The sequence below is a fragment of the Bacillus mobilis genome (assembly GCF_001884045.1).
Taxonomy (GTDB): Bacteria; Bacillota; Bacilli; order Bacillales; family Bacillaceae_G; genus Bacillus_A; species Bacillus_A mobilis.
In genome coordinates, this window is record NZ_MACF01000018.1 from 57,576 (window position 1) to 70,844 (window position 13,269).

The window sequence follows — 13,269 nt, forward strand, 5'->3', positions numbered from 1 at the left end:
CAGAATAAAAAGTAAGAATAGTAAAATAATGGTGCGGGACACTAAAAAATGTAAGGTAGGGGAGAGCATGAAAGGCTATTCAAAAAAAGTGTTAGTAGGGGTAAGTTTTGCTAGTTTAATGTTAGGGAGTTTCCAAGGGAGCACATTGGCAGAAAGTACAAAGGGAGAGCAAGTTTCTTATCGGAATGTGCTCAAAATGGAGCCGGTTGGTGTACAATTACCAGTGCAAGAATTAGCTCATTCATCAAAAGTGCTTGAAAATAAGTCTTTTGAGAAAAGGCTACAACTTGCTGATTTGTCGCAAAGACCACCTGAAGTGAAAAAAGAAAGTAAGCAATTAGCTGCAGCGAAAACTTATACAATTGCTGAATTAAATCAATTAAGTAATCAGCAGTTAGTAGATTTACTTGTAACAATTGATTGGGAGCAAATTACGGGTCTATTTCAATTTAATAAGGATAGCCTTGCATTCTATCAAAATGATAGTAGGATGCAGGCAATTATTGATAAATTGAAGCAGCAAGGACAAGCTTATACGAAGGATGATTCAAAAGGGATTGAAACTTTAGTAGAGGTATTACGATCAGGATTTTATTTAGGATTTTATCATACAGAATTAAGTAAACTAAATGAGCGGAGCTATCATGATAAATGCTTACCTGCATTAAAAACGATTGCGAATAACTCGAATTTCAAACTCGGTACGTTAGAACAAAATAGAGTTGTATCATCATACGGAAAATTAATAGGAAATGCTTCGAGTGATGTGGAAACGATAACATCAGCTGCAAAGATTTTTAAACAATATAATGATAATTTTTCTACATTGGTAGACAATCTATCAGCTGGAAATGCGATTTACGATATTATGCAAGGTGTGGATTACGACATTCAATCGTATTTGTACGATACGAGAAAGGAACCGAAAGATACAGTATGGTACCAAAAAATTGATAGCTATATTAATGAATTAAGTCGTTTTGCCTTAATTGGAACGGTGACGGCGAAGAATGGTTGGTTAATTAATAATGGTATTTATTATACAGGTAGACTTGGTACGTTCCATAGTACAGGAACGAAAGGATTGCAAGTTGTAACAGACGCGATGAAAATGTATCCGTATTTAGGAGAGCAATATTTCGTAGCGGCTGAGCAAATCGCGACGAATTATGGCGGGAAAGATGCAAATGGAAATGTTGTTAATTTAGATCAAATACGAGAAGATGGGAAGAAAAAATATTTGCCGAAAACGTATACGTTTGATGATGGTGCAATTGTTTTAAAAGCTGGAGATAAAGTGACAGAAGAAAAAGTAAAACGTCTATATTGGGCGGCAAAAGAAGTGAAGGCACAATTCCATCGTACGGTTGAAAGTGATCAACCTTTAGAAAAAGGAAATCCTGATGATGTATTAACGATGGTTATTTATAATAGTCCAGCTGAGTATCAATTTAATCGTCAATTATACGGATATGAAACGAATAACGGTGGCCTTTATATAGAAGGAACAGGTACGTTCTTTACTTATGAGCGTACGCCAGAAGAAAGTATTTATAGTTTAGAAGAATTGTTCCGACACGAGTTCACGCATTACTTGCAAGGTAGATATGAAGTACCAGGACTTTGGGGACAAGGTAAGATGTATGAGAATGAGAGATTATCTTGGTTTGAAGAAGGGAATGCGGAGTTTTTTGCAGGGGCAACGAGAACAGATAATGTTGTACCGAGAAAGAGTATTATAGGAGGGATATCTTCAAATCCAGCAGAACGTTATACGGCAGAGCGAACGTTAAATGCAAAGTATGGAACGTGGGATTTCTATAATTATTCCTTCGCTTTACAATCGTACATGTACAATAAGAGATATGATATGTTTGACAAAATTCATGATCTTATTAGAAAAAATGATGTAACAGCATACGATGCATACCGTTCTGCTTTAAGTAAAGATGCGAATTTAAATAAAGAATATCAAGATTATATGCAAATGTTAGTCGATAACCGTGAGAAATATAATGTTCCATTAGTATCAAATGATTATTTAGCAACTCACGCACCAAAACCAGTTTCAGATATTGCGGCAGAAATTACAGCAGAAGCAAAATTAAGTAATGTATCAGTTAAGAAAAATAAATCACAGTTCTTTAATACATTTACACTACAAGGAACGTATACAGGTACTACTGCAAAAGGGGAATATGAAGACTGGAAAACAATTACACAAAACGTGAATGATACGTTAAAACGTTTAAGTGCAAAAGAATGGACAGGCTATAAAACAGTAACAGCGTATTTTGTAAATTATCGTGTAAATGCATCAGGACAATTTGAATATGATGTTGTATTCCACGGTATTAATACAGAGGAAGGTACTGTGAATAAAGCACCAGTTGCGGTTATAAATGGTCCATATAGCGGAAATATAAATGAAGCAATTTCGTTTAAAAGCGATGGATCAAAAGATGAAGATGGAAAAATTGTTGCTTATAAATGGGAGTTTGGTGATGGTACTGTAAGTAATGAACAAAATCCGATTCACGTGTATACAAAAGAAGGAACATATACGGCAAAATTAACAGTAACAGATGACAAAGGATTAACGAATACGGTTACAACGAATGTAACGGTTCAAAAGAAAGAAGATAACAGTGTAGAAAAAGAGCCAAATAACTCATTCCAGACAGCGAATAAACTGCAATTAAATCAAGTTTTACGTGCTAGTTTAGGAAATGGTGACACGAGTGATTATTTTGAAATTAATATAGAAACGGCGAAAAACCTACAAATTAATGTAACGAAGGAAAATAATATCGGAGTAAACTGGGTTCTTTATTCAGAAGCAGATTTAAATAATTATGTTACGTATGCCCAGCAAGAAGGAAATAAGTTAGTAGGAAGTTACTACACGTATCCAGGGAAATATTATTTACATGTGTATCAGTATGGTGGGGGAACAGGGAATTATACGGTAGAAGTGAAATAGAAAAAAGGTCGCCGTGATTGGCGCCCTTTTTGTTACGCATTATAGAAAAATTAAATGAAATTTATAAAAGTCTGATAGGCAACACCGAGGGAAAGTACGGTAGCTACCATATGTGCAGTCCATTTAGGCATATTTAAATTCAATACGACATTATACAAGATTCCATATAAGATACAAATGATTAATATAAATGCAATGAATTGAAGAATTAGAAAAAATAGTGGTTGTTCTAAAGAATTAATATCATGTTGTTCCATTTATTCTCACTCCCTTCATTTGATATATTAATATAATTTATTTACAAGTGGAAGTGTTATTTCTATAAAGTTCCAAAAATGTGATATGTAAGGTATGTTGGTAATCACAAAAAATGATACAAACTATAATGTAACTCAAAACTATTATTATAAAATCAGTAAAAAAGGTCGCCATGAATGGCGACCTTTTTCTACGCGTTATACCCGAATAATTTTAAATCTTCACCTGAGTCTGAAATTATCTTTTCGAACTGCAATCCTACTTTTTCTAAAAGCTTTCCTGAATTGATGTTATCAATAGTAGTAATTGCTACAATTCGTTTCATACCTAGGTTCTGTACACCGTAGTCTATTACAGCAGAAGCGGATTCAAAGCCATACCCCTTTGAACGGAATTTCTCTAAAAAGGCGAAGCCGATATCGACATCTTCTAATGAATCTCTTTTAATAAGACCGCACATACCAAGTGGAGTGAGATCTTCTTTTCGCTCTACTAAGTAAAGACCAAAGCCCATTTTATTATACATATCAACTGGTCCGTTTAAGATGTATTTTTTTGCATCGTCTAAGTTTTTAATCCTTTTATCACCAATAAACTGAATCCATGCAGGATCGTTTACTAATTCAAGAATAAATGGAGCGTCTTTTATATCAAACCAGCGAAGAACGAGTCGTTCAGTTTCAAGAACTATCAATCCATTGCACCACCTTTAATAGTTATAACAATTAGTATGGGTTGCGAAATACAAAAGTGCAACATATTTTCATTATGCTCTACTTGTTCACATAAAGTTCGTTTGTTTTGTATAAAGGGATATTTTATAATTAGGATTGATTGTAAAGAGTGAGATACTTATACAATGACTCCTAGGTAACTAGGAGTTTTTACTATATAACTATCATTATTACTAAATATGACACACTACACATTCTACTCAAGGAGGTACATAATGAAAAAATTATATAATGCATCGTTTACGTATTTGATTATCGGTTTATTATCGGGGATTTTCGCTAGGGAGTATGGAAAGTATAAGGGGATTGTAGGATCTACTTTGTTAAATCTTTTGCATACACATACACTTGTACTCGGCTTTTTCTTCTTTTTAATTGCTTTAGGATTAGCAAAAGTATTCGCGTTTCATGAAGCGAAAAGTTTTAATAAGTGGTTTGTTTTACATAACATTGCATTAACTTTAATGTTAGGCTCATTGGCAGCAAGAGGGCTTCTTCAGCTAAATGGAGCGGACTTTAAAGGGTTAACTTACATTGTTGGGTTTTCCCATTCGTTAATGGCAGTTACTTTAGTTTGGTTTATGTTGCTAATAAAGAAGTCATTTAAAATGTAGTTTTATCCCGCATTAACGGGCAGTAAGACCCTCACCTCAAAATTGAACGAAAGCAAAGAAGTTAGGTAGAGGATCAACTGCCCGTAAAAGCCCGATTGGTGAGGGCTGATAATCAGTGGGGGGATGAATCCCCCCACTGATTAAAGTTTCACTTTATAGAAAAGAACTTGCAGCAATTGTTGCAAGTTCTTTTTGTTTATTCGACAGTTGGAATCGAATTTTATATGTATAAAACTTGAATTATTTAATTTTTCCGATTATTATGTATGAAATAAGTTAACATATTTTGTAATTCAAATTTATAGGAAGTAGGCGAGTATACGATGGAAATAACGGTAGAGCGTTTAGTAAATGAATTAAAGGGTGTACTTCCCGAAGATCGAGTAGTTGTAAATACGACAGTAAGAGAGTTACATAGTAAAGATGAATCTTATCATGCTAGTAGTTTACCTGATGTAGTAGTTTTTCCGAAAACGACTGAAGAGGTTAGTAGATTAATGAAAGTAGCGAGTGAACATAAAAAACCTGTCGTTCCTTTCGGGGTAGGTTCTAGTTTAGAAGGGCATGTTATTCCATATGAAAAAGGAATTACAATGGACTTTTCGCTCATGAATAAAATACTCGAAATAAGAGAGAAAGATTTTCTTGTAAGAGTACAACCGGGAGTGACTCGCTCTCAGCTTAATAAAGAATTGAAAAAGTATGGATTGTTTTTTAGTGTAGACCCAGGAGCAGATGCAACGTTAGGTGGAATGGCTGCTACAAATGCGAGCGGAACGACAGCAGTTAAATACGGGGTAATGCGTGATCAAGTTCGTGATTTAGAAGTCGTTCTTGCTGATGGGGAAGTAATACATACTGGAAATTTAGCAGCGAAGTCATCATCAGGTTACCATTTAAATGGTGTTTTCGTAGGATCAGAAGGGACGCTCGGATGCTTTACAGAGCTAACTTTAAAAGTATACGGCATACCAGAACATGTTATGGCTGCGAGAGCATCGTTTCCAACTATAAATGATGCAGTAGAAGCTGTGATTAATATACTACAAGCGGGTATTCCAATTGCGAGAATTGAACTTGTAGATGAATTATCTATGAAACAAGTAAATCATTATAATGAAACAAGTTACAGGGAAGAACCTACGCTATTTTTAGAGTTTCACGGTAATGAAGCAGGTCTAAAGCAAGATATTGAATTCACGAAGGAAATTGTTTTTGATCATAAATGTAAAGAAGTTGCTTTTGAAACAGAAACTGCGGCGAGAAATAAATTATGGGATGCACGGCATAATCTAGCATATTCTTACGTTCATAGCTATCCTGGTAAAAAGCTTATGAGTACAGACGTATGTGTACCAATTTCAGAATTAGCTGGTGCAATCCAACATGCGAAAGAGACGTTGGATAAAGTAGGTCTTGTTGGTGGTATTCTTGGTCATGTAGGGGACGGTAATTTCCACGTACTCTTAATGATTGATCCGAACGATAAAGAAGAAGTGGAAAAGGGTGACGAAATAAATGAAAGTATCGTTTTATATGCGCTTAAACGAGGGGGAACGTGTACGGGAGAACATGGCGTTGGAATCGGGAAACGGAAGTATCAAGAAGAAGAACATGGGGCGGCATTACTCGTAATGGAAAAAATAAAGAAAGCTCTTGATCCGCAAAATATTTTGAATCCGAATAAAGTTTTTCAATTGAAGGATAGGGGATGATGGGGTGAAAGTACTAGAAGCGATAAGTAATATAGCTGGAAAGTATTTTGCATTTTGGGTTATTTGTATTGCAGCTATTGCATATTTCATTCCTGGACCATTTCTAGGGTTAACTAGTTACATAACGATTTTACTTGGAGTTGTTATGTTTGGGATGGGGTTAACATTAAAGGCTGTTGATTTTAAAATCATTGCTACAAAACCATTGCCAGTTATTATCGGTGTATGTGCTCAGTTTATTATTATGCCACTTGTCGCATACGTACTAGCCTACGTTATGAATCTGCCAGCTGAATTAGCAGCTGGATTAGTGTTACTCGGTTCGGTACCGGGTGGCACTGCATCAAATGTTATGGTTTATTTAGCAAAAGGGAACTTAGCGTTGTCTATTGCAATGACGTCGTTATCAACGTTACTAGCACCAATTGCTACACCTCTTATTTTATTATTACTTGCAGGCCAATGGATGCCAGTGAATGCTATGTCTATGTTTCTTTCTATCGTACAAGTCATTATCCTACCTATTATTTTAGGGTTAGTAGTGAAGAAGTTTTTCCCTACAACTGTTACGAAAGGAATGACTGTTATTCCTTTAATATCAGTTGTAGCAATTATCATTATAGTTTCAGCGGTGGTTTCAGCGAATGTAAGTAGCATTACTTCTTCAGGTCTTCTTATCTTTATTGCAGTTATGCTCCATAATGCATTTGGCTTTTTACTCGGATATATAACAGCGTTCGTACTGAGACTAGACGAAGGGACAAGAAGAGCTATTTCAATAGAAGTAGGAATGCAAAATTCAGGATTAGGTGTTGCGCTGGCAACAGCACATTTTGGACCAGCGGCTGCACTTCCAAGTGTATTAGCGGCAGTATGGCATAACATTGCAGGGCCGATTTTAGCAACCATCTGGTCAAAAAATGCAAAGAATACTTTCAGTGATGAAAATGTATCGGTAAATATAGAAAAATAGGAATGATGAATAATGCAAAAGCGTATTGTACATATTGAAGGGCTAGTTGTTTTCCTAGCCACGATTTATGTGTATTCGATATATGAATTTAGTTGGATTATATTTTGGGTATTCCTTTTAGCTCCGGATTTATCAATGTTGGCGTATGGGATAAATAATCATGTAGGTGCTAAAATTTATAATATTTTTCACACATATAATATATCGATAGTAATAGCTATCATAGGTGTATATTTTAAGATAGATACCGTTATAATGATTGGCTTAATATGGACAGCGCATATTGGAATGGATCGAATGTGTGGATATGGATTGAAATATGAGACTGATTTTAAGGATACTCATATTCAAAGGTTATAATGGTTTTTGAGGAGAGGGATACATTGAAACAGAGAATTACTATCGAAGAATATAACATCAAATGGGAAAATGAATTTAATAAATTACAAATTATTATTTACAATGCAATGGAAGAACTTGTTTTGTCCGTTGAACATGTGGGTAGTACAGCTGTTAAAGGACTTGTATCAAAACCAATATTAGATATTGATATAGTAATAGAAGATTATGAAATTTTTCCTGAAGTAGTAAAAAGACTTGAAACGATAGGGTATTACCATCAAGCAGACTGGAGCTTCAAAGGAAGAGAGGCGTTTGGTAGAAAGGATGCTTTCGTTCCGTGGAGTGAAGAAAATACACTTTGGATGGAACATCATTTATATGTTTGTGACAAAAATAGTGAAGAGTTAAGAAAACATATAGCGTTTCGGGATTACCTTCGTGAACATGAAGACGTTGCTGTTGAATATGGGAGTTTAAAGAAAGAGTTAGCAAGAGAGTCGAAAAATAGAGCGAGCTATAGTAAAGGTAAGACGGCATTTATTACAAATATATTAGAAAAAATTAACTAAGGCGGCATGGAATACATGATGCCTATTCTTTTTAGAAAGCTGCCATTATAAAACAAATATAAACTGGCCCTGTTGAATGCTACGAGACTTAAATATAATTAGAAATAAAAGATCGGAAAAGAGGGAACTTATGTATATACCAAAATATTTCGCAATACAAGATGAAGAAATGAAGTACGAAATAATGGAACAAAATAGCTTTGCGACATTATTTTCTCAACATAACGGGGAACCATATGCAACGCATTTGCCTTTGTTATTAAATAGGGAAACTCTAACTTTACATGGCCATTTCGCACGTCCGAATGAACAGTGGAAAGATAGTGGGAATCAACACGTGCTTGCTATATTCCAAGGACCCCACAGTTACATATCGCCATCGTGGTATGAAACAAACAATGCAGTACCAACATGGAATTACGTTGCAGTGCATGTATACGGTGAATTAGAAATTGTTGAGGATGAACAGGAATTATTAAATTCACTTCAAGAGTTAGTACATAAATATGAAGAGCCACAGAGTACATACTCGCTAAATGAGGTAGATTCGAATTATATGGCAGGCCTAAGTAGGGGAATAGTTGGATTCAAAATAAAGATAAATAAAATAGAAGGAAAAGCGAAGTTAAGCCAAAATCATTCTGTGGAGAGACGGAATTTAGTTGTGGAGGAACTTGAGAAAGTTGATAGTGCGGGGAGTAGGGGGATTGCTAGAATGATGATGTGGAATTCGTTGTAATAGAAAAGATAAGTTATATATTATTGATTTTGGTAATGGAAATGAAATAAGAGAGCTAAGAAAAAGAAGCGAAAGTTTCAACGAATAAAAATGAAGTCATACAATAATGCATGACTTCATTTTTTGTGTGAAAAAATGTATAGATCAACCGCCTCCATCACCTACAGAAAGGCTTTGTATCTTAGTATTAGAATGATCTAACTTTGTTGGACTTGTTATACCAGTACTAAATGCTAGAATTGTAACGATTCCCATAAAACTTAAGAGTAACTTTTTCATTTTAATCCTCCTTTAGCATTTGCTTGTTTTTTTGCTTGTAATGCCATATAAAAATATTTACTTGCTTCAGAATGTTCGTTTTCATCATAGAATTTAATTGCCAATGTTTCGTATTGTTCCTGAACATCTTCATATAATTCTTCTCGCTCGAAATATTTAATTCCTGCTAATGCTATTTTTTCAAATGTTTTAGCAGATGAACTGTTATTTAATTCTTGTAAAATCATAAAGCGATGCTGAAACTCCTCTTGTTTTAGTTCGTTACTAATATTTAATCCCCTTTTTATTAGCTCGTCTGCAACGCTAATTTCCTTTAATTTATAGTATTCTAAAGCGCTAGCAAAGATAGCTTTATAATGATTTGGGGATTTCTCGACAACTTCGGAGAGATAACGAATAGCTAATGCATTAAGGTTTTGATTTGAATACATCCATCCTAAGTTATGTCGAACCATTAAAATGAATTTTTCTACTCCTGTTTTTTGGAATTTATTCATTGCTGCTGTAAAGTGTTCTTCAGCAAGTTCCCATTCTTTTAAATTTATACATGCTAAACCTAAAATATTATCACAAAAAGCTACATTCACTTCATATCCTAGATGATTAGAAAACATATCTTTAGCTTTTGTTACTTCTTTGATGGCTTGAAGTGCTTGTTGATTATCATAGTAGGAATATCCTAGTTTATAGTAGAATTCTGCTTTCTCAATTTCATCTGGAATGTATTGAAGCAAAGCTTCAGCTGTATCATAATGTTCTCTCGCAAGTATATAGTTTCCAATTGCATCTGAGTGAATAGCTTTAAAGAAATGATAGTAATATGATAAGAAATTATTTGTTGGAATTTCAAACGACTCAATTTTATTAAAGCTATCTTTAGAGACGCCTAAGTTATCAATTAAATAATTGTATCTGAAATTTAGTAGAGAATAATAGAGTAATAAGTTTTGATCAGGTATACCTTTTGGATATTCGTTTTTTAAAATGTTGATTTTATTATCTATTTGTTCTTTAAAACGGTTTGCACTATCAATGCGTCTTAAACGGATTTCTATGTACCATTCGTTTAATAGTTGTGTGATTTGTTCACTTTTAGTGGGTGTAAACATGAAGATTCCTCCTTTTTAGAATATTCTTATAAATAATGATAACAAAAATAATAATACTAAAAAGAAAAACTTATATTTCTCAACATTTTTCACGAAGATAATCAATTAATAGGATTGGAATAGTGATATATGTACGATTTATGCTTATGTTAAAAAATGTGCCTTCAAAAATTGAAAGCACATTAAAAGATATTAAATAATCAAGTCCCACAAAAAGTACGATAAGGACGATTCGTCGGTACAGGTGGAACGCAGTATTCTTCATGATCTGTAGTATAAGCATAAGGATTGGATAGCGCTTCAAGAAGTTTCTCCATTACGCTATAGTCGCCATTTGTGACAGCTGCTTCTAGTGCTTCTTCTACACGGTGGTTCCTTGGGATGATGGATGGGTTATTATTTTTCATCATTTCGTAGGCGTTTTCTCTCGATTCTTCTTGTCTTTCTAATCGAGATTGCCACAGTTTGTACCATTCTTTAAATTCAGGACTCTCAAATAGAGCTGTATTTGAGATCGTATCAAGAGTTAATGAACGGAATGTATTTGTGTAATCTGCTTTAAATTTCTCCATCATTTTTAAAAGTTGCTCAATAAGGGAGTGATCGTGTTCCTCGTTGCTAAATAGTCCTAATTTCTTTTTCATTCCAAGGAACCACTGGTTTTCATACTGTACGCTAAATTTAGAAATTTCGTCTTGAGCAATTTTTAATGCTTCTTCTTCATCTTCGTGCAGAATCGGTATTAAAGATTCTGCTAATCGTGCCAGATCCCATGCGGCCATATATGGCTGATTTCCATATGCGTAGCGACCTTGTGTATCGATAGAGCTAAATACAGTTCCTTGGTCGTAATTGTCCATAAAAGCACAAGGGCCGTAATCAATCGTTTCCCCACTGATTGTTATATTGTCAGTGTTCATGACGCCGTGAATAAATCCAACAAGTTGCCATTTAGCGATGAGACTTGCTTGTTTCTTTATAACTTCTTGTAGTAATGCAGTATATCGGTTTTCATGAGCCTCAATTTCTGGATAATGCCTGTTTATTGTATAGTCAGCTAGTGATTGAAGATCCTCGATAGAACCACGAGCTGCAGCATATTGAAATGTGCCGACACGTATATGACTACTAGCGACTCTAGTTAAAATTGCTCCAGGTAACTTTGTTTCACGATATGTTGGTTCACCAGTTGTGACAACTGCTAAACTGCGGGTAGTTGGAATATCAAGTGCATACATTGCTTCACTAATAATATACTCACGTAGCATCGGACCGAGTGCCGCACGACCATCACCACGGCGTGAATACGGAGTAGGGCCAGAACCTTTTAGCTGAATGTCAAAACGTTTACCTGAAGGAGTAATTTGTTCGCCAATTAAAAGGGCACGACCGTCGCCTAACATATTAAAATGTCCGAATTGATGACCTGCATATGCTTGAGCTAATGGATGAGCTCCTTCTGGGAGAGCATTACCAGCGAAAATAGCAATTTCAGCTTCCTTTTTCAGTTCTTCAGGATTAAAGCCAAGAGATATTGCGAGTGAATGATTTAGTTTAACTAGCTCCGGTGAATTTACAGGAGTAGGGGGGATTTCTGTATAAAATGATTGCGGCAGAGTCGTATAACTATTATCTAAATTCCAACCAGCTTCATTATTTTTAGTCATTTTATCTCCTCCTTGTTTATTTTTTTATTATGTATTTGTACGTATGTATTCTTTGTAAAATTAGCTAAAAGTATAATATGACATTTCCCCTTGCAATCTATTGTAAGGACTTCATTGCACTATGTCTATTTAACAGCAAATATAAAAACTCCATTTTTTTAATGGAGTTTTTATGATTACTTAATTTTTACGATTATTTTTCCTTTTGCTCTTCCAGCCTCTGAATATTCCATTGCTTTTTGAGCATCTTCAAAAGGGAAAACTCGATCGATTACCGGTTTGATTTTTCCAGATTCAATATAGTTTGCGATAGTACGTAATTGATTCCCGCTTGGCTTCATAAATAAAAATGAATATTGAGCATTATGCTTTTTTTCAAGTGCAGTAAGTTTTTTACTTGCTAATGAAAATAAGAGTGTTTTAAAAAATCCAGAACCAAATTCTTTACCGAAACGAGCATTTGGCATTCCTGAAACGGAAACAATGTTGCCGCCGCCTTTTATAATATCGAATGATTTTTCAAGTGTTGTACCGCCGATTGTATCAAATACTGCATCATAATCTTTTAGCATTTCTTCAAATTTTTCTGTTTTGTAATTAATAATTTCATCTGCACCAAGAGACTTTACTAAATCGGAACCAGCTTCACTAGCAGTCGTTGTAACGGTAGCTCCCATTATTTTTGCTAACTGAATTGCGAAAGTACCAACACCACCAGAACCAGCGTGAATTAAAATCTTTTGTCCTTTTTGTAAGTGCATGATGTCATGTAATGCTTGATATGATGTTAAGCCAACGAGTGGAATCGAAGCAGCTTCCTCAAAACTTAAATTTTTAGGTTTTAAGGCTACATCATCCTCGTGAATGGCTATATATTCTGCGAAAGTGCCAATCTTATTTTTTCTTGGGCGTGCGTATATTTCATCACCGACTTTAAAGTGAGTTACTTTTGATCCAACCTTTACGATGACACAGGAAAAGTCATTCCCAAGGATTAGGGGCATTTCATATTTAAGTAACATCTTCACTTTTCCATCGCGTATTTTAAAATCAATCGGGTTAATACTAGCTGCATGAATTTCTGCGAGCACTTCATATTCATTTATTTCAGGAGTAGGTACCTCTGCCATATGCATTGGAACTTTTCCATACTTATCAATTATCATTGCTTTCATTTCTTGTACCTCCAAATTTCAATAAAGTGAAACTTTAATCAGTGGGGGGGTTCTTCATCCCCCACTGATTATTAGTTGAACCAATCGGACTTTTATGGGCAGTTGATCCCCC

At 34.8% G+C, this 13,269-nt stretch carries 13 protein-coding genes; 7 read left to right on the forward strand and 6 right to left on the reverse strand.

What is annotated here, in order from left to right; all coding sequences use genetic code 11:
- Positions 1-67 precede the first annotated feature (67 nt).
- Positions 68-2,983: a collagenase ColA gene (colA, locus tag BAQ44_RS00945; protein WP_071720283.1), complete on the forward strand. Its 2,916-nt coding sequence runs from the start codon at positions 68-70 to the stop codon at positions 2,981-2,983.
- A gap of 50 nt (positions 2,984-3,033) precedes the next feature.
- Here colA and BAQ44_RS00950 read toward each other — a convergent pair whose 3' ends face one another.
- A complete protein-coding gene (locus BAQ44_RS00950; protein ID WP_071720286.1) occupies positions 3,034-3,240 on the reverse strand; it encodes a hypothetical protein in 207 nt (68 codons plus the stop codon).
- Positions 3,241-3,431: 191 nt separating this feature from the next.
- Positions 3,432-3,935, reverse strand: coding sequence for a GNAT family N-acetyltransferase (locus tag BAQ44_RS00955; protein ID WP_071720289.1), 504 nt, complete (start codon positions 3,933-3,935; stop codon positions 3,432-3,434).
- A 255-nt stretch (positions 3,936-4,190) separates the two neighbouring features.
- Between BAQ44_RS00955 and BAQ44_RS00960 the strand changes: the two genes are divergently transcribed.
- The 6 genes from BAQ44_RS00960 to BAQ44_RS00985 all read left to right on the forward strand — a co-directional run bounded on the left by BAQ44_RS00960 (position 4,191) and on the right by BAQ44_RS00985 (position 8,927).
- Positions 4,191-4,589, forward strand: a complete 399-nt coding sequence (locus BAQ44_RS00960) for a DUF2871 family protein (RefSeq protein WP_061677712.1) — start codon at positions 4,191-4,193, stop codon at positions 4,587-4,589.
- A gap of 323 nt (positions 4,590-4,912) precedes the next feature.
- Entirely contained in the window at positions 4,913-6,304 is a 1,392-nt protein-coding gene (locus tag BAQ44_RS00965; RefSeq protein ID WP_063262528.1) for an FAD-binding oxidoreductase, read from the forward strand.
- A gap of 4 nt (positions 6,305-6,308) precedes the next feature.
- The gene (locus BAQ44_RS00970; RefSeq protein WP_063262529.1) at positions 6,309-7,277 is read left to right on the forward strand and encodes a bile acid:sodium symporter family protein; all 969 of its coding nucleotides are present in this window, start codon (positions 6,309-6,311) and stop codon (positions 7,275-7,277) included.
- Between the two features lie 12 nt (positions 7,278-7,289).
- Positions 7,290-7,637 carry a DUF4260 domain-containing protein gene (locus BAQ44_RS00975; protein ID WP_063262530.1) on the forward strand — a complete coding sequence of 116 codons (348 nt, stop codon included), beginning with the start codon at positions 7,290-7,292 and terminating at the stop codon, positions 7,635-7,637.
- 23 nt (positions 7,638-7,660) lie between these two features.
- Positions 7,661-8,188 (forward strand): GrpB family protein, encoded by a 528-nt coding sequence (locus BAQ44_RS00980; protein ID WP_063262531.1) that lies wholly within the window; start codon positions 7,661-7,663, stop codon positions 8,186-8,188.
- A gap of 130 nt (positions 8,189-8,318) precedes the next feature.
- Complete coding sequence (locus tag BAQ44_RS00985; RefSeq protein WP_063262532.1) at positions 8,319-8,927, forward strand: FMN-binding negative transcriptional regulator; 609 nt, start codon at positions 8,319-8,321, stop codon at positions 8,925-8,927.
- Positions 8,928-9,071: 144 nt separating this feature from the next.
- Here the strand turns inward: BAQ44_RS00985 and BAQ44_RS30210 are convergent, their stop codons facing one another.
- The 4 genes from BAQ44_RS30210 to BAQ44_RS01005 all read right to left on the reverse strand — a co-directional run bounded on the left by BAQ44_RS30210 (position 9,072) and on the right by BAQ44_RS01005 (position 13,157).
- Positions 9,072-9,206: a Phr family secreted Rap phosphatase inhibitor gene (locus BAQ44_RS30210; protein WP_000735069.1), complete on the reverse strand. Its 135-nt coding sequence runs from the start codon at positions 9,204-9,206 to the stop codon at positions 9,072-9,074.
- Entirely contained in the window at positions 9,203-10,315 is a 1,113-nt protein-coding gene (locus BAQ44_RS00995; RefSeq protein WP_071720291.1) for a response regulator aspartate phosphatase, read from the reverse strand. The genes BAQ44_RS30210 and BAQ44_RS00995 overlap by 4 nt, the downstream gene beginning before the upstream one ends.
- A gap of 200 nt (positions 10,316-10,515) precedes the next feature.
- Positions 10,516-11,982, reverse strand: coding sequence for a protein adenylyltransferase SelO (locus BAQ44_RS01000; protein WP_071720293.1), 1,467 nt, complete (start codon positions 11,980-11,982; stop codon positions 10,516-10,518).
- Positions 11,983-12,158: 176 nt separating this feature from the next.
- A complete protein-coding gene (locus BAQ44_RS01005; RefSeq protein WP_071720295.1) occupies positions 12,159-13,157 on the reverse strand; it encodes an NADP-dependent oxidoreductase in 999 nt (332 codons plus the stop codon).
- Positions 13,158-13,269: the final 112 nt, after the last annotated feature.

Coding starts and splice junctions, on each gene's coding strand:
- BAQ44_RS00965 (WP_063262528.1), top strand. CDS start 4,913: ATGGAAATAACGGTAGAGCGTTTAGTAAATGAATTAAAGGGTGTACTT.
- BAQ44_RS00995 (WP_071720291.1), bottom strand. CDS start 10,315: ATGTTTACACCCACTAAAAGTGAACAAATCACACAACTATTAAACGAA.
- BAQ44_RS00960 (WP_061677712.1), top strand. CDS start 4,191: ATGAAAAAATTATATAATGCATCGTTTACGTATTTGATTATCGGTTTA.
- colA (WP_071720283.1), top strand. CDS start 68: ATGAAAGGCTATTCAAAAAAAGTGTTAGTAGGGGTAAGTTTTGCTAGT.
- BAQ44_RS00950 (WP_071720286.1), bottom strand. CDS start 3,240: ATGGAACAACATGATATTAATTCTTTAGAACAACCACTATTTTTTCTA.
- BAQ44_RS01005 (WP_071720295.1), bottom strand. CDS start 13,157: ATGAAAGCAATGATAATTGATAAGTATGGAAAAGTTCCAATGCATATG.
- BAQ44_RS30210 (WP_000735069.1), bottom strand. CDS start 9,206: ATGAAAAAGTTACTCTTAAGTTTTATGGGAATCGTTACAATTCTAGCA.
- BAQ44_RS01000 (WP_071720293.1), bottom strand. CDS start 11,982: ATGACTAAAAATAATGAAGCTGGTTGGAATTTAGATAATAGTTATACG.
- BAQ44_RS00975 (WP_063262530.1), top strand. CDS start 7,290: ATGCAAAAGCGTATTGTACATATTGAAGGGCTAGTTGTTTTCCTAGCC.
- BAQ44_RS00985 (WP_063262532.1), top strand. CDS start 8,319: ATGTATATACCAAAATATTTCGCAATACAAGATGAAGAAATGAAGTAC.